Source organism: Alistipes sp. DJF_B185 (assembly GCF_964250025.1).
Lineage (GTDB): Bacteria > Bacteroidota > Bacteroidia > Bacteroidales > Rikenellaceae > Alistipes > Alistipes finegoldii.
Window position 1 is genome coordinate 222303 of sequence record NZ_CAXUDY010000005.1, and the last position, 26320, is coordinate 248622.

20 protein-coding genes are annotated in these 26320 nt (G+C 58.7%); 3 read left to right on the forward strand and 17 right to left on the reverse strand.

Going from position 1 to position 26320, the window contains the following annotated elements; genetic code table 11:
* Window positions 1-6 precede the first annotated feature (6 nt).
* The 17 genes from ACESTR_RS08835 to ACESTR_RS08915 all read right to left on the reverse strand — a co-directional run bounded on the left by ACESTR_RS08835 (window position 7) and on the right by ACESTR_RS08915 (window position 22897).
* Entirely contained in the window at window positions 7-1104 is a 1098-nt protein-coding gene (locus tag ACESTR_RS08835; RefSeq protein ID WP_302268598.1) for an SGNH/GDSL hydrolase family protein, read from the reverse strand.
* On the reverse strand, window positions 1101-2420 hold the full coding sequence (locus ACESTR_RS08840; protein WP_022043580.1) for an alpha amylase family protein: 1320 nt from the start codon (window positions 2418-2420) through the stop codon (window positions 1101-1103). The genes ACESTR_RS08835 and ACESTR_RS08840 overlap by 4 nt, the downstream gene beginning before the upstream one ends.
* 13 nt (window positions 2421-2433) lie before the next feature.
* Window positions 2434-4293 (reverse strand): FAD-dependent oxidoreductase, encoded by a 1860-nt coding sequence (locus ACESTR_RS08845; RefSeq protein ID WP_009596380.1) that lies wholly within the window; start codon window positions 4291-4293, stop codon window positions 2434-2436.
* 10 nt (window positions 4294-4303) lie between these two features.
* Window positions 4304-5734, reverse strand: a complete 1431-nt coding sequence (locus ACESTR_RS08850) for a calcineurin-like phosphoesterase family protein (protein WP_282196773.1) — start codon at window positions 5732-5734, stop codon at window positions 4304-4306.
* Between the two features lie 17 nt (window positions 5735-5751).
* Entirely contained in the window at window positions 5752-6915 is a 1164-nt protein-coding gene (locus ACESTR_RS08855; protein WP_009596356.1) for an AGE family epimerase/isomerase, read from the reverse strand.
* A gap of 22 nt (window positions 6916-6937) precedes the next feature.
* Window positions 6938-8332: a sugar porter family MFS transporter gene (locus ACESTR_RS08860; RefSeq protein ID WP_279183257.1), complete on the reverse strand. Its 1395-nt coding sequence runs from the start codon at window positions 8330-8332 to the stop codon at window positions 6938-6940.
* Between the two features lie 9 nt (window positions 8333-8341).
* Window positions 8342-9439 (reverse strand): DUF4434 domain-containing protein, encoded by a 1098-nt coding sequence (locus ACESTR_RS08865; protein ID WP_227042407.1) that lies wholly within the window; start codon window positions 9437-9439, stop codon window positions 8342-8344.
* A gap of 6 nt (window positions 9440-9445) precedes the next feature.
* Window positions 9446-10381 carry a DUF4434 domain-containing protein gene (locus tag ACESTR_RS08870; protein WP_227042408.1) on the reverse strand — a complete coding sequence of 312 codons (936 nt, stop codon included), beginning with the start codon at window positions 10379-10381 and terminating at the stop codon, window positions 9446-9448.
* A gap of 23 nt (window positions 10382-10404) precedes the next feature.
* Window positions 10405-11805 (reverse strand): DUF5009 domain-containing protein, encoded by a 1401-nt coding sequence (locus ACESTR_RS08875; protein ID WP_302575019.1) that lies wholly within the window; start codon window positions 11803-11805, stop codon window positions 10405-10407.
* A gap of 12 nt (window positions 11806-11817) precedes the next feature.
* The gene (locus ACESTR_RS08880; protein WP_227042410.1) at window positions 11818-12483 is read right to left on the reverse strand and encodes a GDSL-type esterase/lipase family protein; all 666 of its coding nucleotides are present in this window, start codon (window positions 12481-12483) and stop codon (window positions 11818-11820) included.
* Between the two features lie 2 nt (window positions 12484-12485).
* On the reverse strand, window positions 12486-13871 hold the full coding sequence (locus ACESTR_RS08885; RefSeq protein WP_014775729.1) for an alpha amylase family protein: 1386 nt from the start codon (window positions 13869-13871) through the stop codon (window positions 12486-12488).
* 64 nt (window positions 13872-13935) lie between these two features.
* Window positions 13936-15597, reverse strand: a complete 1662-nt coding sequence (locus ACESTR_RS08890; protein ID WP_009596496.1) for a DUF5018 domain-containing protein — start codon at window positions 15595-15597, stop codon at window positions 13936-13938.
* 21 nt (window positions 15598-15618) lie between these two features.
* Entirely contained in the window at window positions 15619-17283 is a 1665-nt protein-coding gene (locus ACESTR_RS08895; protein ID WP_373179125.1) for a RagB/SusD family nutrient uptake outer membrane protein, read from the reverse strand.
* A gap of 18 nt (window positions 17284-17301) precedes the next feature.
* Entirely contained in the window at window positions 17302-20178 is a 2877-nt protein-coding gene (locus tag ACESTR_RS08900; RefSeq protein ID WP_373179127.1) for a SusC/RagA family TonB-linked outer membrane protein, read from the reverse strand.
* 7 nt (window positions 20179-20185) lie between these two features.
* Complete coding sequence (locus ACESTR_RS08905; RefSeq protein ID WP_244264961.1) at window positions 20186-20494, reverse strand: carboxypeptidase-like regulatory domain-containing protein; 309 nt, start codon at window positions 20492-20494, stop codon at window positions 20186-20188.
* A 48-nt stretch (window positions 20495-20542) separates the two neighbouring features.
* Window positions 20543-21853 (reverse strand): alpha amylase family protein, encoded by a 1311-nt coding sequence (locus ACESTR_RS08910; protein WP_130062484.1) that lies wholly within the window; start codon window positions 21851-21853, stop codon window positions 20543-20545.
* A gap of 15 nt (window positions 21854-21868) precedes the next feature.
* Entirely contained in the window at window positions 21869-22897 is a 1029-nt protein-coding gene (locus ACESTR_RS08915; RefSeq protein WP_022043571.1) for a phosphodiester glycosidase family protein, read from the reverse strand.
* 457 nt (window positions 22898-23354) lie between these two features.
* Here ACESTR_RS08915 and ACESTR_RS08920 point away from each other — a divergent pair, with 457 nt between their 5' ends.
* Genes ACESTR_RS08920 through ACESTR_RS08930 form a run of 3 tightly spaced genes read left to right on the forward strand, consistent with a single transcriptional unit; the run spans window position 23355 to window position 26307 of the window.
* Window positions 23355-23567, forward strand: coding sequence for a DUF4492 domain-containing protein (locus tag ACESTR_RS08920; protein WP_022043570.1), 213 nt, complete (start codon window positions 23355-23357; stop codon window positions 23565-23567).
* 10 nt (window positions 23568-23577) lie between these two features.
* Entirely contained in the window at window positions 23578-25149 is a 1572-nt protein-coding gene (locus ACESTR_RS08925) for a cytochrome ubiquinol oxidase subunit I (protein WP_244076789.1), read from the forward strand.
* Between the two features lie 6 nt (window positions 25150-25155).
* A complete protein-coding gene (locus ACESTR_RS08930; RefSeq protein ID WP_288298870.1) occupies window positions 25156-26307 on the forward strand; it encodes a cytochrome d ubiquinol oxidase subunit II in 1152 nt (383 codons plus the stop codon).
* Window positions 26308-26320: the final 13 nt, after the last annotated feature.

Sequence of the window (26320 nt, forward strand, 5' to 3'; positions counted from 1 at the left end):
AAACGCCTATTCGACCGGTTTGATCTCCGCCTCCCATCCCGTCAGCGTCGAAACGTAGGGGATCAGCAGCATCGCCATCTTGCGCTGGCCGGCGTAATTGGGATGGGCCGACGATCCGAGCTCGCTTCCGTCGTTGCAGTAGCCGGGCAGGATAGCCGCGAAATGGAGGTTCGGCACGACGGCGGACTGACACAGGTCGCGGATATAGGTGAAGGCCGGTTCGCTGACGCGCGGCGCCACGCAGAGGATCGGCATTTCGTCGCCGTAGGCGCCGCGCAGAGTCTGCAGGATGCGGGTGTAGGCGGCCGCAAACTCATCGCGCGAAGGATGCGGCAGGGTCGAGAAGTCGTTCGATCCCAGATTGATGACGACCAGATCGGGCCGATACGGCGACGCCGCGAAGTCCCACGCCGGTTCCGCCGCCTCGTCGAACGTATTGGCGATGCGGTCGGCCATCGTATTCTGCGAAGTGGTGTTCTTATCGCCGTAATTGCGCGCCGCGCCGCGTCCCGAATGGGCGATCAGCGTATAGTCGGCGCCGAAATAACGGGCGATGATGCAGGCGTACGCCTTGTTGCAGTTCTCGGTCTGGGGTTTGAACGGCTCGTCCTTCGAAAGCCCCTCGGTCCCGTAACCGCAGGTCAGCGAGTTGCCGATAAATTCGATATGCCGTCCGGGCGCGGGCAAGGCTGGCAGCAGACGTCCTCCCCTGTCGAGCAGGAAGGCATGGATCGTCGTACGCCCCTGCTCGCCCTCGGTGCGCTTCTGCATCCGCACGGTATGTTCGCCGCGGCCCAGCTTCTCGGCCAGCACCACGACCGAATCCGTCCCGAACGTCGTAACGACGCCGGCGTCGCGGCCGTCGACGGTCAGGTTGTAGTAGTTCTTTTTCGTATCCGAAACGCGCATGGCCAGCGAACCGCCCGTAAAACGGCACTCGAAGCTGGTTCCGCTCCAGTCGAAACTCACGTCGCCGCCCTTCGTCTGCGTACGTCCGACATAGCGCACTTCGGACGACGCGGCGGGCGCCTCCGTCCGCTTCTGGGCGGAAACGGCGCCGGCGCACAACAGCGCCAGCGCTGCAAAAATCAGCCGTCTGCTCATTGCTTCGCCTCCGCTTCATAGGCGCTGACAGCCCGCTGCAGCGGTCCCCACCAGTCGCGGTTGATGATATGCACGATGTCGAACACCATCAGTCCGTCCGATTCGCGGAGATTCATCTCCACGGCCCGCTTGAACTGGGTCGTATCGCGTTTGTAGTCCTCGACGTACATCCCGCCGAAGAAGGGTCTGCCGCCCAGCAGACGGCGCGAATAGCGGCACCCGCCCTCGACGCTGAGGTGGTCGCCCTTCGACATTTCGCTGTCGGTCTCGTTCTTATGCAGGCCGTTGCTGCGACGGTACTCGTCGACGGTCACGTTCCAGTAATAATTGCCGTTGGTGAAGATGTCCAGCAGTTCGGCATATCCGTAATTCTTATAATCGGGCGTGGCCCATGCGAAATCCTGCGAAGGATCGTACGTATTGCTGGCCCAATTGACGCCCACTTCGAAATAGGAGGGGTACCACGCACCCGTATAAGCGCCGAACTTCAGGCCGGGCTTCACGGCTTTCAGCTCCTCTTTGGTGCGTTTGAAGAAGTCGTAGATCACCGACGCGCGCCACTCGATCCACTGCTTGAAATAAGGGCCGTCGATGCGTTTCCAGCCGCCGTCGCCGTCCTCCTCCCACGTATAGATATCCTCCGGGAACCGCTCCAGCTTTTTCCCGATATAAGCCTCGAATTTCCCGCGCGAGAAATCCGAGAAGTCGGACTGGATATTGTCATAACGGCCGCGGTCAAGCAGCAGACCGTCGAAATCGTACTTCTGCGCCACCTCCTTGAAAATGGCGATTTCGTGATCCTGAACGGCCGGGAGCGCGGGATTGGCGAACAGCACCTTCTTCTCCGGAATCTCCAGCTGGGGGACCAATCCCCTGCCGGGAATATAGTTCACGGCCTGCCATTCGGGATGCCCGTCGTAGATCAGTCCGCGGCGGAATACGCCGTTGCCTTCGGCAAAAGTGTTGAACGAACCGTAAATCTCCAGTCCGGCATCGTGCGCAGCTTCGACGAAAGTACCCACGAAATCGAAATCGGGGCGGGCAAACCCTTTCCACTCCCGGACTTGGGGCGCATGTTCGCTGGGATATACCACTTCGCTCGAAGTGCCCTTGACGTCGAGCACCAGCGCCGTCATGCCGGCCTCCCGGCACTTGTTCACATAATAACGGATCGAATCGGGGTAACTGAAGCGCACCCAGTTGGCCGAACAGTCGAGCCACATCAGTTTGGGTTTCACCCCCTCGGCGGCACTCCGGCAGCCGGTCGCACCTGCCGCGGCAAAGGCCAGCAGGCATACAGTCAGCAGTTTTTTCATGAAAAATTAAAAGCTATTTTCGTTTGTAGTTTCCGTAAATATCGACTTCGTCCGCATGGAAAGGATCGGCCACCGCGTCGATCAGCAGCGCGCATTCGAGCCGCGTGAGCGGACGCGCCGGATCGTAACCGGACAGCAGTCCGGCGGCGGCACGCTCCGTCCGCGCCGCAACATCCCCGGCCGGCTTGCCGAGCGCTTCGGCCAGCATCGCCGTCAGGAGCGCCCCGTCGACCGGCGTTTCCAGAACGGAGGGCCGGACCGACGGATAGACTTCGCGCAGCCCTTCGCGCAGTTCGGATTCCGCGATCGTCCGATCGGCGTCGAACCAAGTCTGGTTCTCCCAGCCGACGTTGGCTCCGCGCCCCTTGAGGATTCCGGTCACGCCGATCCGCTGCATCGCCCCGAAGCGCGGATCGTCGGCCGGCAGGTCGAGGTACGGCAGCAGGTAGCCGCCCGCATCGAGCACCGCCTCCTGCACCCTGCGCACCGCGACTTCGGACGGATCGACGCCCGCCGCCGCGGCCAACGCCGCCAAGGCTCCCGTTGCCTGCCCGATCTGCAACACGACGGGTTGCAGGCGCGTGGAGCCGTTGACGAGGTTGGTTACCGAGACCGATTTTTCGGCTACGAGCAACCCCGGAAATCCTGCGGGGATCACGATGCCCAGCGGAAAACCGTACGAGGGGATGGGATGGAAATAGAGGTCGGGCAGGTCGTCCCAGCCCGAATAGCGGGTATGGTGCTGATCGACCGGATAATCGCCCACGCCGACCGCCGTACGATAAAGCGTTCCTGCGTAGGGGTCGGTAATGTCGTTGAGCGTAAACCGCACGACCCCGTGAATGCGCCGCGATTCGCGGTGATAGGGAATGAACGGCAGCCGGTCCTCCGTAGGGAACTCGTCGTCGGCCAACCCCAACGTATTGAATCCCAGCTCATGCTGGAGGAAATAGACGAATGACAGCGTATGATTCTTGGCCCTGCGGACGGCGTCGGCCCGCTCTTCGGGCGTCATGTCGATCATGTCCACGTAGTAATCGTTGCCCTCGATCGGCCAGTTGATCATGTATTTGCCGTCGGGCAGTTTTCCGTAGGTAATCATCATCTCGCGGGACCACATGCGATGCGGTTCCTTCGGAGCGATGCAGAGGTCGTTCACGCAGCAGCAGGCGAAAAGCGACGGATCGTACCCGTCGGGCCGCGGAATCGTGACGTCGCGGCCGTAATCCTTCAGTACGGCGACGTAGGTCAGGTCCTGCACGATGCCGTTGGCTTCGGCCGGGGCGATATCCTCGTGCGTGACGGCTGACGAATCCATGCCGACGTCATAGGGGACGCCCGCCATCCGGGCGACGTCGCCCAGCTCCGTCGCATCGACGAGCACGCCGGCTTCGACCTGCCGGAGCCGGCCGTCACGCCGGACACCCAGCCGCCATACATCCTTCCCGCGTTCGGCCGTCTCGGCCGCCGAACGGTACCACACGGTGAGGTTCGGTTCGCGGGCGACGAGCCGTTTGAAAATACTGTCGCCCACCGAAGGTTCGAACATCACGTTGCTGACCCACCCCGTTATCAGGGCCGAATCGCAGCCGTAATGCCGGGCCAGCTCCGTCCGGAACTCATCCCAGATGCCGCCGCGCAGGCGGTAATTGCCGTCGGTGGCGCTCACGCCCGCCGAGGTGAGCATGCCGCCGAGCCAGTCGAACTCCTCGACGATCAAGGTTCGCGCCCCCATGCGGGCCGCCTGCAGTCCGGCCGCCGTTCCGCTCGCTCCCCCGCCGACGATCACCACGTCGTAACGCTCGGCGGAACCGCACGCAAACAGCCCCAAGCACGCCAGCAGCTGCAAATATTTCAGTCCGGTAAATCTCATATTCGGTCATTTATTTCAAATCGGCTGCGGCCCGGCTGATCCGCCCGAAGCGGTCTGTAGCCGACACCTCGACGCGCTTCGCCCCTTCGGGCAGCGCGACGCGGTAATAGTGGTCCGAAATCGAAGGGTAAATCCATTTGTGGTCCATCTGACTGGTGTCGGAGTACATCTGTTTCGCGGCGGGATCGTAAGCCTGAAACCGCTCGGCGGGACCGCACGGCACGCCGTCGATCGTAAACTGGACTTCCCACGCCGGGTCGCTGGCCCAGACGTTGGCCACGGCGTACCCTTCGAACTGGGGATATTCGCGACCGCTGTAAATTTTCATCTGGTAGTCGGCCGGATAACCCGTCGATTTGTAATACCAGTCGATCCGGTCGCCGTTCACCTCATAGACGCCGTACCCGGCGGGCGTACCGTCGGTGCAGAGCGGACCCTGCCACCATGCGCCGCTCAGGGCGGGTGTCACATGCTCGTAGAGGCCGGGCGCGATCGGCTGGTTGAAGGTCGTATGGGTATGGCCCGAAATGATATGCGCCCGGTAGGGTTTCAGAATTTCGTAAAGCCCCCTGTGGTTGGTCATCGTCGATCCGGCGCGGTCGTAGCGGAACTGCTTGCGGTCCTGCTCCTCGCAGGTCGAAGGGATATGCAGGCAGACGACCACCGTCGAACCGGGCTGCACGCGGGCAAGGTCCTTTTCGAGCCAGCGCATCTGCCGCTCTTCGAGATAGCCGATGTAAAAATAGTCGCGCCCGATGAAGAAGTTGTCGTCGAGCACCACATAGTGGATGCGTCCGACGTCGAACGAATAGTAGACCGGACCGTACATCTGCTCGAACTTCGAGAAGGAGGTTTCGTAAGAGCGTCCGTAGACCTTCATGTCGTGGTTGCCCATCGCGTTGCGGAACGTGATTCCCGTACGCTCCATCACTTCGTTGTACCGGCCGTAAAGCGAATGGTCGTGCGACACGATGTCGCCGCAGCAGATGCCGTGGAAAGGCATGCCGCCGTAACTGCGGACCGTGGCGGCGATGTCGTCGGCCGCCGCCGCGAGTTTCGCAAACTCCTTCGGCGCCCATATCTGCGGATCGGCAATGGCGATGAACCCGTAACGCAAATCGTCGCCCGCACGGCGGAGCAGCGTAAAATCGCAGGATTTGCCGTCGGCGGGCAGCGGGTGGAAATAGCGCACCACGCCCTTTTCCACCGGAGCGTCGTAGCCCGCAGGCACGCAAACGAAGACGAAGCGGTTGTCGGCGCCGGCCTGCAGTCTGTAATTTCCTCTTTTGTCGGTGCACGCGAACTCTTCGCCGTCGGAGACCCAGACGCCTTCCACGCCCCGGCCGCCGCAAAGGACGCGCCCCTTGACCGTGACGCTGCCCGCGGCCCATGCGCAGGCGCACCACAACGACAACAGAATTGTCAGTAAATATCTTTTCATCGTTCCGTATTTTAGTTCTATTTGCATTGTTCGAGAATCTGCCAGCATTGGAACAGCCCGCGCGGCACATGGAAACATCCCTTCCATTTCCCGCCCTTGAGCGGCAGCAGCACCTCGCCGCGGCGGTTCAGGTAACCGAACCATTCGGGATGCTCCGTGTCCTTGAAATGCGCCCACGTATATTCGTGCAGTTTCCCGAACCACTCCAGACACTCCTTCGATCCGGTCAGCTGATAGCCCTTGATCATCGCGATCGTCGATTCGATATGCACCCACCAGAGCTTCTGGTCCCATTCCAGCTCCACGCGGGGCGCGCCCTTGCGGTCCAGAAAATAGAAAATGCCGCCGTACTCCTTGTCCCAGCCGTATTCGGCGGTATTGAGCGCGATTTTCACCGCTTTGTCGATCAGCGCACGGTCGTCGAGACGCACGCCGAGGTTCATGATGAACCACATCGCTTCGAGCGAATGTCCGGGATTCATCTGACGGCCTTCGAACGTATCGGAAAGCCGTCCGTCCTCCGTGACGTTCTCGACGATCAGCCCCAGCTCTTCCCGGTAAAACACCTCCATCACTTCGTGCAGGCACTCCCCGATGGTGTCGGCCAACAGTTGTTTGTCGATCATCGGCTCGATCTCCAGCGCCATGTTGCAGAGGATCATCGGCAGGGCGAAACTCTTGAGCGAACGCGTTCCGGGATAGGCCTTGCACCACTCGCCCTTGGGATTGGCGCGTTTCTCCAGAATCCGGTCGAAAGTCCGCTTTGCGATCAGGGCATACTCGTCGCTGCCCGTCGCAACGGCGACCTGCGCAAAGGCCATCGCCGCGAACGTATAGGAGAAAATATTATAGGGCTGCACCAGCGGGCGGCCTTCACGCGTCAGCGCAAAATACCAGTTGTAGTTGCCGTCGTGGCCGTATTTGCGCAGGAACTCAGCCCCCTGCACGGCGCATTCGAGCCATTCGGGACGACGCTCCACCTTGTTATAGAGCATGGCGAACATCCACACTTCGCGCCCCTGCAGCCAGATGAATTTGTCGGTATCGTAGACGCTGCCGTCACGATCGAGACACGTAAAATAGCCGCCGAATTCCCTATCTTGCGATTTTTCGAGCCAGAAAGGCAGTACGCCATCCAGCAACTCGGTTTTGTACTGTTCCGCTAATCTTTTGAAGTCCATAATCTTATCTGATTTTATATTGTTATCTTGTCCAGTATCGTTCGATCTCTTCGAGCGTGCGGCCCGACGTTTCCGGCACCGCCTTCCATATCAGCAGCATATAGGGCACGCACATCGCGGCGAAGAGGAAAAAGGTCCCCGCCGGCGTCAGATTCGCGAGCATCCACGGCGTAAGCTGCCCGACCAGATAGGTCCCCGCCCAAAGCGAGAACCCCGCAATCGACATCGCCGCGCCGCGCACGCGAATCGGATACATCTCCGACAAAAGCACCCATACCACGGTGCAAACGGAGATGGCGCAGCAGAAAATATAGCACAGGAACGCCGCCTGCAGTACGCCGTCCGGCATCCCCGACCGCTCACCGGTCAGGAAACAGGTCCCGATAAGCAGCAGCGACAGCCCCATGCCCGACACGCCCCAGTAAACCAGCTTCTTGCGCCCTACGCGGTCGATGATCGCCAGCGCCAGCACCGTCGTAAGCATATTGACCGCTCCGACCAGTATCTGGGCGAACAGCGAGTCGCTGCCCGACCATCCGGCCCGCTCGAAAATCGACGGCCCGTAGTAAAGCACGGCATTGACACCCATGAACTGTCCGAGAATGGCGATCGCCGCACCGACAAGCACCGCCGTTCGGATGCCTTTCGACAGCAGGAGCCGCCACTGCGGGGCCTGCCTGCCGCCGACGGCCGTTTCGATGGCCGCAAGCTCCGCGGCGGCTTCCGTCCGGTCACCGTTGATACGGCCGAGTATCTGCAGAGCGCGGTCCGTCCGTCCGCGCAGCGCCAGCCAGCGCGGACTTTCGGGAATAAAGAAGATGATGACGAAGAAAACCAGCGCCGGAAGGGTTTCGGCCCCCAGCATGCCCCGCCACACTTCATCGACGAAGATCCGCCGCATCCACGCCGTTTCGAAACCGGCGGTCTGTCCCATGCGGAGCAGCAGGTAATTGACCGTATAGGCCGCCAGAAATCCCATCGTGACGGCCAGCTGGTAAAACGACACCAGCATGCCCCTACGGCGCGCCGCCGACACCTCGGAGATGTAAAGCGGCGAGACGACCGAAACGACGCCGATGCCCAGCCCGCCCACGATCCGGTAGACGACCAGCTGCGTGAAATCGGCGCAAAGGGCGCACCCCGCGGCCGACACCGTGAACAGCACGGCAGAGACGAGCATCGTCCGCCTGCGCCCCAGCCGGTCGCTCAGCACGCCCGCACAGAGTACGCCGGCGATCGAGCCGGCCAGCGCGCACCCCACATACCACCCCTGCTGCAGGCTGTCCAGCCCGAAGCGGGCCGTCACCAGCTCGACGGTGCCGGAAATCACGGCAGTGTCGTACCCGAACAGGAGTCCGCCCACGGCCGCCGTGACCGCAAGAAAAAGCATGTAAGATATGTTGCCGCGCCGTTTCATGGAGTATATTTACCGTTTCCGGTAAGGGTTGTCGATTTTAAAATAATCGCAGTAGCGATCGTAAAGATGTCCCGCCTGCGGATAGGCCGAATTGGGACTCATGAAGTGCGAGAATTCGAACGTGATGACGTTCCGCATCCCGGCCCGCCGTGCGGCGTCCAGCTTCAGCAGCAGCTTCTCCCACTTGATCGGCAGGAAGCGGATCGGCATGTCGCGGTCGAACGACTCGATGTTGGTCCAGCACTCCATGCCGTACTTGTCGGCCAGCGCCTTGTTCACCACCAGATAGTCGTACAGCTCGTGGTAATCGACCTGCCCGTCCTGAAACGCGAGGATGTCCACCGCTCCGGCGACATTGCCCAGTATCTCGTTCCACTCGCGGCGGTGCTCTTCGACCGAAAGGGCCTTGTCGCCCGCCATCACCTGATCGGTCTTGACGCCGTGGATGTAGGGTGAGATCATCGTTTTCAGACCGCCCGAAACCGCCTTGGCATGGCGGCCCACTTCCGCATAGATGCGCGACATGTTCTTGGTCCGGCGGCTGATCTCCTGCGAGAGATACCACCCCTGAAACGACTCGTGGTGGCCGTATCTGGCCCACACCTCGTCGATCAGTTTCAGGTTCAGGTCTATCTCGCGCTGGAAGAGGCCCTCCTGCCAGTATTTGCCCGAATCGTACATGCCGAAATAGAACGCCATACCGTATTTGTCGGCCAGCGTAAGGAACATCTCCACCAGATCGACCGGGGGATAGTACACCTCCTCGCTTTCGAGCAGACACTCGAACGGCGCGGCGATCCACCGTCCCAGCCCGGCGCGGATCAGCACCACGGTGTTGATCCCCATGTTTTTCATCGCCCGGAAATCGGCGTCCCACTCCTTGACGCCCCAGTTCTGGTGGGGAATGTCCCAGCTCACCTCGTCGAGGAACGTCACACGAACGGGAATCGCTTGGAGAATGCCTTCGGTTCTGAAATCGTCGTCCGACAGGCCGCAGGCCGCGTCGCCGCCCGCCGCACCCTTCGGGGAGCAGGCCGCCAGCACGACTGCGATCAGCACGGCCAGCGCCGCCGCCAAACCGCCCGGTTTAGGGTAATGTCCGTTCATCGGTCTCTATTCCAAGGTTTTCAGATACTCCATATAGCGGTTGTACAGGTGCCCCGCCTGCAGATAGGCCGACTGCGGACTCATGAAGTGCGAGAACTCGAACGTAATGGCGTTCTGGTAACCGGCCTGAGCCGCCAGCCCCATCTTGAGCCGCAGTTTCTCCCATTTGATCGGCAGGAACTTGATCGGCATGTCGCGGTCGAAGGTCTCGGAATTGGTCCAGCACTCCAGCCCGTAACGGTCGGCCAGTTTCTTGTTGACTTTCAGAAAATCGACCAGCTCGTCGTACTCCACATGGCCGTCCTGAAAGGCGACGATATCCACGGCGCCCTTGATTCCGGCGAAGATGGCGTCCCACTCGCGTTCATGGCTTTCGAGCGTCACGACGTTCTGCTTCGAAGTCGAAGCATTGTATTGGCTGACGTTCTTGCTGCCGTCGATATAAGGGGAAATCATGGTCGGCAGACCGCCGGAAACCTCCTTGCAATAGCGTCCCAGACTCGCATACAGATCGACGATCTTGCCGGTATTGCGGCTGCATTCCTGCGAAATATACCAGCCCGCAAAGGATTTGTAATGTCCGTAACGGCTCCACACCTCGTCGATCACGCGTTTGTTCAGCGCAACCTCCTGTTCGTATTCGCCGCGGTCCCAGTACTTGCCCGAATCGTAGAGCCCGAACCAGAAGTTCATGCCCCACTTGTCGCTCAGGCGCAGGAACATATCGACCAGATCGACGGGCGGTTCGTAACACCCCTCCTCGGCCGTGAGCACCCGCGAGGGAAAAGTCTGCCAGCGGCGGTAGCCGCAGCGGATCAGGATCACGGTGTCGATGCCGGCTTCGCGCATGTAGCCGAAGTCGCGGTCCCATTCGGCTTCGCCCCAGTTCTGATGGGGAATATCATGACTGATTTCGTCGAGAAAAGTTCCTTTTATTCGCATAACTCATTTATTTAAATTTCAAATCAGGTTCTCCAAAAAAGCCTGCGGTTCGTAAAAAAGACCGTAACGGCCATGACCGCGGCCGTGACCAGCACGCCCCGCACCACGCCCATCCACGGGCATAGCTCGGCAAAGGTCTGTAAATAAGGCGCCAGATGCAGCAGCGTCAGCAGGGGCATGATGAGGAATCCGGCCGCCGTATAGGCTACCATCGGATTCTGCCCGCATTTGACCAGCGCCGAGAAACGCACATTCAGCCGCCGCATCGCGATTCCGGCGGCGATCAGGACAAACGAAGCCAGCCCGGAGGTGACGAAAAAATAGCTGAACGTCGCGTAATCCTTCTTGATGCCCCCTTCGAACGCCTCCAGCGCCAGTCCCAGCATCAGCCAGCAAAAGCCCCAGCCGAAAAGCGAACGGTGCAGTCTTCCGGTCGCGGAGCCGTCCCCGCGCAACAGACGGCGGAGCAGGAGACAGATCAGGACGCCCGCCGCGAGATTCACGACCAGCTGCCGCGCGAAAAGCCCCCACATATTCAGGCATATCAGCGTCACGAGCAGAACGAGTATCCAGACCTCCCGCCGCCGGGACGCCCCCGGCGCATCTTCGCCGCTCTGCGTCATCCATTCGTAGATACGGTCTCCCGCAATCGTGCCGGGAATGATGATACAAAGGTATTTCAGGTAGTCGAAGCGGAAAAGCCACGGCGCAGGCGACCAGTCCCACAACGCCTCGTTCCACGAACCTTCGACGCCGCAGCCCAGACGCAGTGCCGCCAGCAGCGCCAGCACACCCAACCGCGCCAGCAGATTGTTCCGCGTATAGAGCCACACCAGACTGCCGAACAGCGCCATATTCGCAAGGATCAGAATGATGACGTCGCTCCGCTCCGCCGAGACGGGCAGTCCCCAGATCCACCGGGCGGCCGCCAGCAGGGCGGCGATGCCGGCGACGCCGGCCAGACAGACCATGCGGTTCTGCCGGTCCGAAAGCCGGCTGAAGCGCATGAAAAGCGCACAGAAACAGCCCCAGCCCGCCAGTTGCAGCAGCGAGGAACCCCATCCCGGCAGCGTTCCCGTCACTCCGGAACGCAGGTTGGCGAGCGCGATGGCGAAAAGCGCCAGCAACGCCCACCTGCGCGCCACGACCGTCAGGATCAGCGCCACCGATTCGCCCCGCTGTTCCAGCCGCCGGCGCAGGGCCAGCGGGAAAGCGGCCCCCATCGAAAAGAGGAAAAACGGGAAGACCAGATCGACCCACGTAATTCCCGGCACCGACGGGTCGAAGCGGAACGACGGCGGCGGCACCTGCGCATGAAACAGCCACGCAGGAAGTTCGGCGTGCCACAGGATCTGCCCCGACAGCACCATTCCCACGATAGCCAGTCCCCGCAGCAAATCGACCGTATTAGCTCGTTTTTCCATCTGCACGTTACGTTATTTCAGGTATTTCTGTTTCTTGAGGTAATCGGTCCAGATCACATATCCCGCGGGATGGAGGTGGATTCCGTCCTTCGTCAGGTCGATGCGCAGCTCGCCGTCGGCGTCGGAAAGCAGCGGCGCCAGATCGACGAACGTACACCACGGCTTGGCGTCGCACAACCGCACCAGCCGCGCATTGAGCGCCCGCACCTGCGGATTGTGCCCCTTGAGTCCGGGATAGGCCAGCCGCCGGGTATTGACCGGCAGCACGCTTTGGATATAGAGCCGGCAGCCGGGAACGGCGTCGTGCACCATGTCCGCCATGCGGGTAATGTTCATCACGATCGTATCGACGGGCTGCCCGCCCGTCAGGTCGTTGATACCCGCCATCAGGAAGATTTTGCGGGGCTTGCTTTTCAGGATGTCGGGCAGACGGTCGATCATACCGAAGGTGTTGTCGCCGCCGATGCCGCGGTTCTCGACGTCGCCGCGTTTGAGCAGCAGGCTCCACCACCCCTGTTCGGTGATGCTGTTGCCGAGGAAGACGATCGCCCCCTGCTGCAGTCCCTCTTCGTCGTGGGCCGCACGGCGGGTATCGTAGTAGGCGTTATGGAATTTTTGCGCCGAAGCGCCGGACGCCGCGAAAAGGGCGGCCAGAAACAATATGACGATGCGTTTCATAATCAGTCTTTTTTAATTACGCCGTCGATACCGGTCTTGACATAAGACCACTGATCGGCTTTTTTCAGGTGAATCATATCGAACAGGAAATAACCGTCGCAGGCGTTGATGCAGGCGGCGACCGAAGCGGTGATGGCCCGGTTCTCCTCCTCCTGCGGCACCTTGTCGTCGGCATCCCAGTTTCCCACGTCGGGACCGCCGGCCACCATCGGGCAGGCTCCCATCGTACGCTCTTTGGCCAGCAGGCAGAATCCCTGCATGGTCCATTCGGTCGTGCCGTAAACGCGCGTCGGGGAGGCGTAGGCGCCGATGAGCATCTGGTCCATCAGGTCGGCATAGCCGTAGTTCATGTATTTCTTGGTAGCCCACGAGAATTTGGACGAGGTGTCGTAATTGGGACTGGCCCAGTTGACACCCACGTCGTAATAGCTGGCATACCAGCCTCCGACGTATACGCCGAACTTGACCGACGGATTGACCGACTTGACGGCGGCGCGCGCCTTCTCCATAAAGTCGTGGATCACCTTCGCCCGGAATTCGAGCCACTGCTTCATATGCACGGGCACCGGCGAGGGTATGCCCGAAGTATGGCCGGCAGGCAGAATGTCGGCGGGGAAACCGGCAACCGACTGGCCGATATACTTCTCGAACTCCTTGCGCGTATAATTCGAGAAATCGCTGGTAAATCCGTCGAAGCGCCCCCTGTCGAGGAAGATTCCCGCCAGTCCGTCATAGGCCGCGAGGTCCCTGAGCATCGAACAGAGATACTCCTGCACTTCGGGCAATACCGGATTGAAGAACTTGGCGGACTGCGAGGTTGACATGATGTTCGTGATGCCGCCCGCCAGATTCAGATCGGTCGTCCACGCCCGCTTGGCCTCATCCCGGAAAACGACTCCGGCGCCGCCCAGCAAGGTCTGGTTGCCGCCCGTAAAGGTATTGATCGCGGCGTGAATGCGCAGGTCGAGCGACTTTCCGGCGTCGATAAACGCCTGCAGGTAGTCCCACGTGGCCGTGCGTTCGACCTTGGAATATCCGCCCGGCAGCCATGCGCCGAGCCATTCCACCTGATCGACCACCGACGTACGGAAAAGCACGTCGCCGGTAGTAGGCCGCACATCGACCACGATATCGGTGAATCCGGCCTCCTTGGCCTTGGTCAGATCGCGCAGTATATTCTCCTTGCTGTTGGCGAAATCGGGGAAGTTGGCCGCGGCATCGACCCAGATGAAGCGGGGTTTCTCCACTCCCGGTTGCGGATCGGGATCCGGGTCGGGATCGGGCCACTCCCATTCGGGCTCCTTCGAATCCGAGCCGCACGAAACAGCCCCGTATCCCAGCGTCAGCGCCACCAGAGCCGCCGCAAACCATTTAACATTCTTTTTCATCTTCAAAATTATGTTTGTTTTAGGACCTGCATCCCCGGTCAGAGGGATGCAGGCAAAAGGGGTGTTACTTGTCGATACAGTCGAACTCCCAAGCGACCAGCGCATTGGTATTGGCGTCCGTATAGTAGAGATTCATCTTGTATCCGTCGGCCGATGCCGTCATCAGCACGTCGCCGGCCGCATTGACCACCGCCCCGGCAGGCTTGTATTCGTTCGATACGAAGACCTTCGACGGCGACGTGTCGCACGCACCCGTCATCTGATCGGGCGTCGTCACATCGAACATGTAGGCCTTGAACTCTCCGTAGGTGAAATGCGCGCCCTCATAAATCGCCGCATATTTGGCGTTATTGAACGTACATACATCCACACAGTTGTAGTTGGAGTTGGCGCCCCATGTCGCAGTGGCGATCTTGTGGGTTACAGCGCCCGTCGCATCGACACGATACAGCGCATTGGCACTGTAGTAGGCAAGGAAGTAAGGATCGTCGGGATTGGCCGAATAAGCCTCCACGTCGGCGTGGCCGTTGCCGTTCCAGCCGGCGGTCGCCCCCGTAACCGAGATCATCTGCGGCTTGGCCGGCACGCCTCCGGTAATCACCCAGCGGAGGAACTTGCAAACGGCACCGTTCCACGTATAGATCACGGCCGTAACGATCGCATCGCCCTTCACGTTGCCCTGCACCGAAATGTGCTTGCCCATCGAAGCGCCCGTAGCGTTCGTATAGGAGAGCAGCTCGGCAGGCATTTCATCCGTCGATGCCGCCGCATAAACCTTGAATTCGGCATTGGGATTAGCCAAGTTCGCATAGAGGATGTTGCCCGCGTCGTCCGAGGTCATACCGCCGTCGGCCGCTACGCCCTTCATGTCGTGTGTACCCAAGAAATCACCTGTCGCGCGGTTGAACAGGAACTTGTCCGCACCGGTCGAAAGCACGAGCTTGTTGCCCGACGCCGCCAGCGAATAGATCTTACCGCCGGCATTGACGATTCCGAGTTTGTCGAGCGATACGTTCTGCCAAACCTCCGTCTCGCTGCCCGCACGCCAACCGTATTTGATCTTGGGCGGAATCTCCTTGCTCACGGAATAAACCCGCTTGGTCACGCCGTCATGCGCCGTAACCGTAAATTTCACGCCCTCGCCCTCGTAATTGGCCGCAACGGCGGGATCGGGCGAGATCGTGGCGTGGGGAGAAAGAATCACCTGCGCCGTCACCGACGAAAGGTCATCGACCGTAATGAGTGAAATCGTGTTACGGTCGTTATCGATCACACCCTGAATAGCCGGTTCGTCGGTGGCGAAAGAGATGATCTCGCATTTATCCGATTTCTTGATATTGCCCGTCACGCAGAAATTGCGCTTCGAACCGTCGACACGCGTCAGCGTAAACCAGTTTTCCTTCGTCAGATCCAATACCCCAAGCATCGGCGTGATGAAACAGTTGTCATCCAGATTAGCCGTGACGCGCATCTGGGTAATCGAAGTGGTATTCGACGAATTTTCGGGATAATAGTAAGGAACATCGATCACGATACGCTCCTGTCCCTCGGTCACCGCCGCGGTGAATTTTGCCAGCGGGTCGTTTTTATATTCCCCGGTAGCGAACTGCGCCGAGATGGTGTTCAGCCCCTGATCCACGACCGACGGGGTCAGCTCATCCGGCTCATGGCAGCCGCCTAAGCCGAGCAGAGCCGCCAATGCAAATAATTTAATGCTATTTTTCATGGTTTCGGTTTCTTTTAGAGATTATAACCACTCAGGGAATTGCTTGACGGCCGAATTGTTGCTCAGCTCGGTTTCAGGCAGCGGAATACGGTAAAGCTTCTCTTCGAAAAGGCGGTCCTTACGGTCGCAGTCGACGTAGGTATAAATAAACTCGGCACCCTGCTTTTCGATTTTGAGACCGTGTACGCGGCTGTTCTGACCGGAATAAGCCGTATGCGCGAGTTTCCAGCGGCGCATGTCCCAATAATGATGTCCTTCGCAGTAAAGTTCGATCTTCCGCTCCTGCCGGATCGCCGCCATCAGCGCCTCGCCGGACTTATTGGAGTAAGGCAGGCCTACGCGCTCCCGAATCTGGCGCAGGTCGTCGTTCGCACCGTCGGCGCCCAGCATGTAGCACGCCTCGGCGTGATTCAGAATGACTTCGGCCAGACGAATGGCGATCCAAGGCTGCGTACAGGCTTTCGAATAGTCGGTATAACCTTCGTTCAGCATTTTGCGCAGATAATAACCCGTGGTCGTACGGCCGTTGAGCGCCGAACCGTCGTCGTAAACGGCATAGCCGTCTTTACCGCTCACATAAGGTTCGAGAGCACGGCCTTTCCATTCGCACCCGTTGTAAAGCACGGAAGCATGGAAACGGGGTTCCAATTGGGCATAAGGCGGCGTATCGGTCGTACCGGTCGTCGTATTGTGCCACGGTGTCCAGTCGGGATAACCGCCCGTCGTCGCCAGTTCGTACGACTCGACCATCTCCTGCGTCGGAGTGGCCCGTCCGCCCATGGTCGTATTGTCGCCGCCCGGCATAAAGAGCTTGTCCCAGCTATGGTTCGGGCCGCCGACCAGATAGTTGTATTCCAGAATCGACTCCGTATTACCGTCGCGCATCGAGGTAAACGCCTTGGCGTAATCGGCGGCCGTTTTGCCCGGCATCAGCACATAACCGAGTTTGAATACCTCTTCGGCCGCGGTTTTGGCCGACTGCCAGCGTTTGGCATAGAGCATCGCGCGCGACAGCATCGCATACGCGGCACCGGAAGTAATGCGCCCCGCTTCGTAGTCCCATTTGGCCGGAAGGGTCTTGGCGGCATAGGAAAGGTCGCCTTCGACCATATTCCACCCCTCCTCCTCGGTCGAGAGGGCCTTATTCTCGGTAATCGCCAGCAAATCCTCGTTATAGAGAATCACCTCCGGAGTGCGCTTCAGCAACTGGAAATAGAGGAATCCGCGGAAGAACCGGGCCTCTGCCTCGAAACGCTTGTAAGTGTCGCCGTCGAAATTGCTTCCGTATTTTTTCAGTCCGTAAAGGAACTCGTTGACGCGACGGATACGAGTGTAGGTATCATCCCATGCTCCGAAATGGAAAGCGGCCGTCGATGCGGCCAGTCCGCCCTCGGCGAAAGCGATGATATTGGCAAACCCCACGTTCGTGCCCGGCGTGGCGGATCCGAACTTGAGCGTCTCGGTCAAGCCGTCCGTCAGGCCGACCTGACTGTCGCCGGTCTCAAACGCCCCGTACCGGGAGATGTAGGGATAAAACCCATTGACATACTGAGTCACATAATTGACGTCGCTCCATACGATCTTTTCCGACACCTTGTTGGTCGGACTCATGTCGAGCCAATCGTTACAGCCCGTCATGGCGACCGTAGCAGCCAGCAAAACGATATTTATGATTTTCTTTTTCATGATTTTGAATTTTGTCGGTTAGAACGAAACTTCGAGACCGCCCACAACCGTACGCTGCTGCGGATAGTAACCGTTGGTCACGCCCGGCCATTCGGGATCGACGCCTTCGGGCAGACCCGACCATGTGCAGAGGTTATTGCCCTCGATATAAACCTTCACCTTCTGGATGCGCAGTTTGTTGGTCCAGTTTTTGGGCAGCGTATAGCCCAGATGAACCGATTTCAGACGCAGATACTTTCCGTCGCGGTACCAGAACGACGAAGCATAGGAGTTGTTCGTGTTAGGCGGATTGAGCGACAGACGGGGATACTCCGCATTGGGATTTTCGGGCGTCCATGCCTTTTCTACGAGATAACGCGGCGAGTTGGCGCCGGCCTTGAACGGACGGGTGAAAATCGTATTGTCCTCATTCCAGTTGTAATAAGTACCCGTCAGCGAAACGTCGCAAACGGCAGCCCCGACAAACAGAATATCGAATTCAAGTCCTTTCCACGAAGCATTGAGATTGACACTGCCGTTGAACTGCGGACGCTGGCCGCGGCCGAGATAGGCGCGGTCCTGATCGTACGTAATGGCGCCGTCGCCGTTGAGATCCTTGTATTTGATATCGCCCACACGGGGACGCGAGCCGGAGATCCACGGCGAATTGTCGATCTCCTCTTCGCTCTGGAACAGGCCGTCGGTCATAAAGCCCATCGTCATGTAGCGGCTCTTGCCGGTGCGCTTGGCGTAATCGGGCGTATTGGGGCTGTCCTGATAACGGAGCCAGCGATCTTTCGCCCAAGTCATATTGACGGTCACGCCATACTGGAAATCTTTGCCGATGTGATTACGATGAGTCAGTTTGACGTCGATACCCTTTACATCCTGCGCATTGTTATTTATGTAAGTGGGGTAATAGCCGCCCATCGAAGCGGGTTTTCCGGTGTTCGATCCCAGAATATCGAAAATATAGTTGTAGAAAGCATCGAACTCCACTCCGAGTTTTCCGCTCCACATCGCCAGATCGAAACCTACGTTGTAGGAATAATTACGCTCCCAAGTCAGAAGTTCGTTCGCAACCAGCGACGTCATGATACCGTTCTGCCCCACGCCGCCGAGAACGACGCTCGGTGCCGTACTGACATTGGAGAACGTGCTCAGGAAAGCATAGGCCGCCGAGCCGGAGTCGTCGCCCAAGGAACCGAACGATGCACGGAGTTTGAAGTTGTCGACCGCGTTGCGCAGGGGAGCGAAGAAGTTCTCCTCCGACATGCGCCATCCGAGCGATACCGAAGGGAAGAATCCCCAGCGGCGTCCCGAAACGTTGCCGATAAACTTATAAGACCCGTCATAACGTCCGGAGAATTCGAACAGATATTTATCGGCATAATTGTACTGTCCGCGGAAAACCAGTCCGACCTTACGCGAAGCGTCGCTGGAACCGCCTATCGGCTTATCTGCCGGAGTCGTCGCTTGGTCCAGTTCGGGCAGTTGCGGGAACGGAATGTCCTTACCCGAAGCCGAGAATTTATTGGTCTTGTAATCGCGGGTTTCGATCAGCGCCAACAGATCGACTTTGTGTTTCTCCGCAAAGGTATTTTTATAGCTGATGCTGGCCTGAGAGGTAATTCGGCGCCACTGCGAGAATCCTTCGGTCAGGTTATTGGTTTTCTTGCCGGTCGTGACGTTCGCATTGTTGCGCGGATCCGACGCCTTGGAATAAGTGATATCCTGACTGGTCGAATTCGGCGTGCTGGCCAGCATGAGGAAGTAAGGCGTACTCAGGATTTTGGATGTCGTAGAGCTGCGGTCGTACGCACCCATAACCTTCAGGCTGAGACCCTTTACCCACGGAAGATCCCATTGCAGGGCAGCGTTGGTCTGTACGGCTACGGTCTGTGATTTCGAATAGCCCGACAGTTCGGTAGCGGCAATCGGATTGATCGTATTCCCGTAATTATTCTGGCTCGCGGTCGGAAGTCCGTCATAGGTCTTCGGCAGATAAGGATGCGCATAGGCGGCCTGCTCGGCAATCGAGAGCCACGGGGCCGTCGAAACGCTGGTGCCGGAAGTTCCTCCGGCAGGGAATCCGGGTTCCTTCCGATCTCCTATCTGACCTGCCACTCCAAACGTAAAGGTCAAACTCTTGGCAATCTTGGCTTCGATATTCGTACGCAGGTTGTAGCGGTCGTAATCGAAATTCTTGACATTACCGGTCTGATTCATATAGCCCAGCGAAGCGAAATAACTGATCCGGTCGCTGCCGCCCGTCGAAGTGACGCTGTGCTGCTGAATCGTACCGGTTCCGAAAATTTCGTCGATCCAGTTGGTGTTGCCCCAGCCGTTCGTGCCTTCGCGCATCATCTGTACATGCTTGGCCGTGAAGATCGGCTCCTGACCGTCGAGTTCGAGCGCCTTGTTGTACCAGTAAGCATAACCCGGACCGTCGAGGAATTCGGGATACGAGGTATTGAACGACGCACCGTAGGACCCCTTGTAAGTCAGATTCATCGCACCCTGTCTGCCCTTCTTGGTCGTTACGATCATCACACCGCCGGCTGCTTCGAGACCGTAAACCGCTACGGCGGCGCCGTCCTTCAGCAGCGATACCGACTCCACATCGTTGGGGTCGATGTCATTGATCGAACGCTGCACGCCGTCGACGATATAGAGAATACCCGACTTCGCGCCGCGAATGGTCATGCTGGCTTGGTCCTGACCGGGCTGTCCGGAATTCTGCACGGAGATAAGCCCCGGCAGACGGCCGGCCAGTCCCTGCGAGATATTGGACATCGGCATCTTCTGAAGTTCCTTGCCGTCGATCTGCGACACGGCCGCCGTCACGTCGGCGCGGCGCTGCGAGCCGTAACCGAGGATGATGACCTCGTCCAAACGGGCGGCATCCTCTTTCATCGTAACGTCAAGGTTGGAAATCCCCCCCCCCACAAGTTATTCTCTGTGAGAACATTCCGATATACGTAAATTCCAGTATACCGCCTTTGGGAACCGCAATGGAATACTGTCCGTTTATGTCGGTCGTCGTACCCTTGTTCGAGTCCACGACCACCACGGTCACACCGACGAGCGGATTGCCCTGTTCATCGGTAACCGTACCCCCGACGGTAGGCTGCGCAAAGGCCGTCCCGGCCCCCGCCAACAGCAGGAACAATGTCCACAGACACGTCCTCGCCGCCAGAGAATCTCTGAATCTAGAGAAGAACTCTTTCATAGAATTACATTTAAGGTTAAGTTTTTAGTGTTTTATATTGGTTGCAGATCAGTTGCTCCCTTCGGCGATTCCGGCCGCCAGCTCCGACCACCAGCCGCGGTTGATGATATGGACGATATCGAAGATCATCAGTCCGTCGGTGTCGCGGAGCGCCTGCGCCACGGCGCGGGTGAATTGCGCTGCGTCGCCCTCGTACTGCTCGACGTAGATCGAACCCGTCACGGGAACCACGCCGCAGGTGATTTTCTTCGCCCATTCGGCGCCGCCCTCGATGCAGTACCAGTAATTCTGCTCGTCGGACATTCCCGCTTCGGTACGCTGCCCGACGACTCCGTTTGCCTTGTCGACTTCGGCTTTGGTAACCAGCGTATAGTAAAGCCCGGTCATATAGATGTCGAGCAGGTCGGCATAACCCGTATTCCTGTATTCGGGCGTCGCCCAATCGAAATAGCGGGCGGGATCGAACTGTTCGCTGGCCCAGTTGACGCCCACGTAATAATAGGTCGGGTACCATGCGCCCGTATAGTCCCCGATCAGCAGCCGGGGATTGATCTCCTTGAGCTGCCTGTGGGCTTCGGTCACGAAGTCCTTGATAACCGATGCGCGCCATTCGATCCACTTGCGGAACAGCGGGCCCTGCGACCAGTCCCACTTGCCGTCGGCATCCTGCGTCCAGCGGAGAATGTCATCGGGATAATCGGCGACTTTCGTTCCGGCATAGGCTTCGAAAAGCTCCTTCGACAGCGGACTGAAATCGGAGGTGATATTGTCGAAACGCACCCGGTCGAAGACGATGCCGTCCACGTCGGGATACTTCTCGGCGAACTCCCTCAGAATCGCCAGCTCGTACTCCTGCACTTCGGGATTAGCCGGGTTGAGCATGCCGTTGTAGTTGCTCTTTATTTCGCTGATCGGCACGATCTTCCCTTCGGTGTAGACCTGCGACTGCCAGTCGGCATGATCGCCGTAGATGATTCCCCGGTCGAAGAAGTTGTGACCGCCGGCGAACACGTTGAGCGAACCGTGCACGCGCATGCCCAGCTTGTGTCCCTCCTCGATGAAATAGCCCAGCAGATCGTAGTTCTCAGGACGGGTCACGCCGTCCCATTCGCCCATGTAAGGCGCAATGTCGCTCTTGTAGAGCGTTTCGCCCATGATCGACTTCACGTCTACCACCACATCGGTAAAGCCCATGTCGTGGATTTTGGACACGTAATAACGGATCGAATCGGGATGACTCAGCGTAGCGTAATTGCCTTCGCAGTCGAACCACATGTAAAGCGGTTTCGACTGCTGTTTTTCCTGCGTGCAGGAGGCGGCTGCAAAGGCCGCGAGACAGATAAAGAGAAGTTTCTTCATATGATTCTTTATGGATTAGTTCACTTCGGAGATGACGACCGCCGTCGAAATCTTGCGCTCGACGATCACCTCGGCGCTGCCCGTGTCGCTGGGACGGTTGAGCACCTTGCCATCGCTGCCGACCATGGTCGAAGATCCGCCGCCGTCGAGATTGACCGCATCGACGGCACCCAGCTCGATCAGTTTGTCGGCCAGTTCGGCCAGCGTAAACCCGGCGCTGCCCCGCATATTGCGTCCGTCGCACACCAGCAGGATCAGTTTTCCGTCGGCCGTGGCGCCGACCGCCGTACGCGGCTGACGCGAAGTCCCGGCGATGCCGCCGCCGTCGAACACCTCTTTCCAATAATTCTCCACGGCGACGTTCTTCCCCTCCTTGACCAGCATCGGACCGCCTCCGACGGCTTCCTGCGGCGTCCAGAGCACGGCGCCGGGCGTCTTCGAAGTCGGCGGCGCGGACATATACGTATTCGTACGTTCGTCGTTGTCGAGTGCGGACGGGAAGGCATAAGGCTTGTTGCCGTCGTCGAGAACGCAGTAAATCCAGTGTGTTTCGAACTTGCCGGACGACATCTGCCCGAACGAAGAACGCACGGGGTAAACCGTCTGATTGTTACGCGTCACCGTCTGATTCTCGATCGACTTGACGGCACCGCCGGTAACAAGCAGGCTCAGCGAGTTCCCGGCCCACCAATACCCGGCATTGATCGTCACACAAGCCGTTCCCCGGTTGGCCGAAGCGAATTCGGCATGAATGCGCGACGGGATTTTCTGCTGCGGCAGATGCACGGCGTTGAAGCGCAGTTTGGGATTGGCTTTCAGGTCGGCCACGGCCACGAATCCGAGACATTGTTTTCCGCCGCCCAGATCGTCCGTAAACTCGGTTACGGTCAGGCCGGCAGGATAATCGCCCGGCTGAGGGTCGGGATCGGGATCAGGTCCGTCGGGAAATTCATAGTCGGGCGTTTTCGAATCGCTGCCGCACATACAGCACACGGCGCAGACGCAGACAGCAAGCAGGGCGAAGCCAAGAAATTTTAGTTTCATATTTCAGTCAGCATTGGGTTTTGGTTCGGTTCGGATACCTTATATATATTCTGAACAGATTTATTGTATGTTCGCCAACAAATGTAATAATTAAAATTATTATACAAAACTTTTATAATAATATTTTTTACTTTAAAATAAACACAAATAAAATATTTTTACAGAGCGCAATAACACAAACATATTGAATATCTGACGACTAACCCAAAACACCACCCCAAAATGCTTAGTAAATAAATTTTCTTTCAACCGAAGATATAGAAAATATTTATCGTTTTCCAGAATCAATTCGGGCGCCCAGCAAATACGACACTCCCCGCAGACGGGCGAAAAAGCGCCTGCGGCATGACCGGCGATAAGCATTTCCGGCCGGATAATATACGGGTGCGGCTTTTCGGGGCGGCATTCTTTTTTATTTCCGATTTTTTATCTATTTTTGATTAAATATGCAGACACAATGGCAGTTCAGACTCTCAAAAAAGTGTTTCGGTTCTATGTGGACGGCTTCCGCAGCATGACTGTAGGCAAGACGCTCTGGGCCATCATTCTGGTCAAGCTGTTCATCATGTTCGCCGTCCTCAAACTCTTTTTCTTTCCCGATTTTCTGGCCGGCCAAAGCCCCGAAGAGCGCAGCCGCTCGGTGATGAAGGAACTAACCCCCGAAAAATAACTCCGTATCTATGCTATCCGATTACTTGCAAACAGTCGATTGGTCGCGTGCGCAGTTCGCCATGACGGCCATCTACCACTGGCTTTTCGTGCCGCTCACGCTGGGACTGGGCTTCATCCTCGCCATCATGGAGACCCTCTACGTCCGCACGGGCGACGAATTCTGGAAACGGACCACCAAATTCTGGATGCGCCTGTTCGGCATCAACTTCGCCATCGGCGTGGCGACGGGCATCATCCTCGAATTCGAATTCGGCACCAACTGGTCCAACTACTCGCATTTCGTGGGCGACATCTTCGGCGCCCCGCTGGCTGTCGAGGGCATCATGGCCTTCTTCATGGAGAGCACCTTCATCGCCATCATGTTCTTCGGATGGAACAAGGTCTCGAAGGGCTTCCACCTCACGGCGACATGGCTCACGGCCATCGGGGCCAACCTCTCGGCCCTGTGGATTCTGGTCGCCAACGCATGGATGCAGTATCCCGTAGGCTGTACGTTCAACCTCGAAACGGTGCGCAACGAGATGACCTCGTTCTGGGACGTGCTCTTTTCGCCCGTGGCGATGAACAAGTTCTTCCACACCGTCACCTCGTCGTTCGTGCTGGCGTCGCTGTTCGTCGTGGGCGTCAGCGCATGGTACCTGCTCAGGCGGCGCGAGCAGAAGATGGCCCGCAAGAGCATCGCCATCGCTTCGGCCTTCGGCTTCATCTTCGCGCTGGTCACGGCCACGACCGGCGACCGGTCCGGCGCGGTCATCGCCCGCGTGCAGCCGATGAAACTCGCGGCCATGGAGGCCCTCTACGACGGTTCGCAAGGCGCCCCCCTGACAGCGATCGGCATCGTGAAGCCCGAAGCCGAACGCACGTCGAACGAAGACGCGTTCTACTTCAAAATCGACATTCCGAAGCTGCTCTCCATCATGAGTTTCCGCGATGCGGACGCCTATGTGGCGGGCATCAACGATCTGGTGAACGGCAACGAGCGGTACGGCGTCATGTCGGCGGGCGAGAAAATCGAACGCGGCCGCGTAGCCGTCGGCGAGCTGGCCCGCTACCGCAAGGCGCTCGACGAGGGCGACCAAGCCACGATCGACGAAGTAACCGCCAAATTCGATCCCGCGACGCCCCAAGGCGAGGAGTTCCTGCGCGAATACTTCGCCTACTTCGGCTACGGCTACCTCGACGCACCGCAGGACATCGTTCCCGACGTGCCGCTGCTGTTCTACTCGTTCCGCGTGATGGTGGGCGCCGGATGCTTCTTCATCCTGCTGCTGGGAGTCGTCTGGTGGTTAAACCGCAAGGACCGGCTGGCGGACAAACGCTGGCTGCTATGGATCGCCGTATGGTCCGTACCGCTGGCCTACCTCGCGTCGCAGGCGGGCTGGGTGCTGGCCGAAGTCGGCCGGCAGCCGTGGGCCATTCAGGACCTGATGCCTGTGGGCATTGCCGCGTCGAAGATCGGCAGCACGTCGGTCACGGCGACCTTCTTCATCTTCCTCGCGCTCTTCACGGCGCTGCTGATCGCCGAACTGAGCATTCTGTTCCGTCAGATTAAAATCGGTCCCGAACAAGAAAAAGAATAAACTACTATGGAAACTATAACACTCTTGCAACATTATTGGTGGCTGATCATCTCCCTGCTGGGAGCGCTGCTGGTCTTCCTGCTCTTCGTGCAGGGCGGACAGGGACTGCTTTACTGCCTCGGCAGGACCGAGGAGGAACGCAACATGCTGGTCAATTCGCTGGGCCGCAAATGGGAGTTCACCTTCACGACGCTCGTGACGTTCGGCGGCGCGTTCTTCGCCTCGTTCCCGCTCTTCTACTCCACCTCGTTCGGCGGCGCCTACTATGTCTGGATGACCATTCTGCTGAGTTTCGTCATACAGCCCGTCGCCTACCAGTTCCGCCGCAAGGCGGGCAACGTTTTCGGCGAAAAGACGTTCGACGTCTTCCTGACGATCAACGGCATCGCAGGTCCCCTGCTGCTGGGCACGGCCGTCGGGACGCTCTTCACGGGTGCAAACTTCACGGTGGACCGCCTCAACTTGGCCAACGGCGCAGGCAGCGGCAGCGCAACGGTCATCTCGCAGTGGACCACGCCGTGGCACGGTCTCGAAGCGCTCGGAGACATGCGCAACGTGGCGCTGGGGCTGGCCGTGATGTTCCTCGCCGGGATGCTGGCCTGCCAGTATTTCATGAACAACATCGCCGACGAGACGCTCTTCGCCCGCGCCCGCAGGCGCATGCTGACGCTCGCCGCCCCGTTCCTCGTCTTCTTCCTGACGTTCTTCGTCTGGCTGCTCTTTTCCGACGGCTTGGCGGTCGATGCCGCAGGCCGCATTTCGGCCGAACCTTATAAATACCTGCACAACATGCTCGAAATGCCCTACGTGGCCGCAGCGCTGCTGATCGGCGTGGTATCGGTGCTGTGGAGCATCTATTCGGGCTGGCGCGGGAAGCGCAACGCCGTCTGGTTCGGCGGCGCGGGCACCGTGCTGACGGTACTGGCCCTGCTGCTGTGCGCCGGATGGAACAACACGGCCTACTACCCGTCGCTGGCGGAGATGCAGTCGTCGCTGACGATTTACAACTCGTCGTCGAGCGAATTCACGCTCAAAGTGATGAGCGTCGTCTCGCTGATAATCCCGTTCGTCGCAGCCTATATCTGGTACGCATGGCGGGCCATGAACCGCAAACCGATCACCCGCGAAGAGATACGCGGGAACGACCATATGTATTGACACGAAAAAGGGG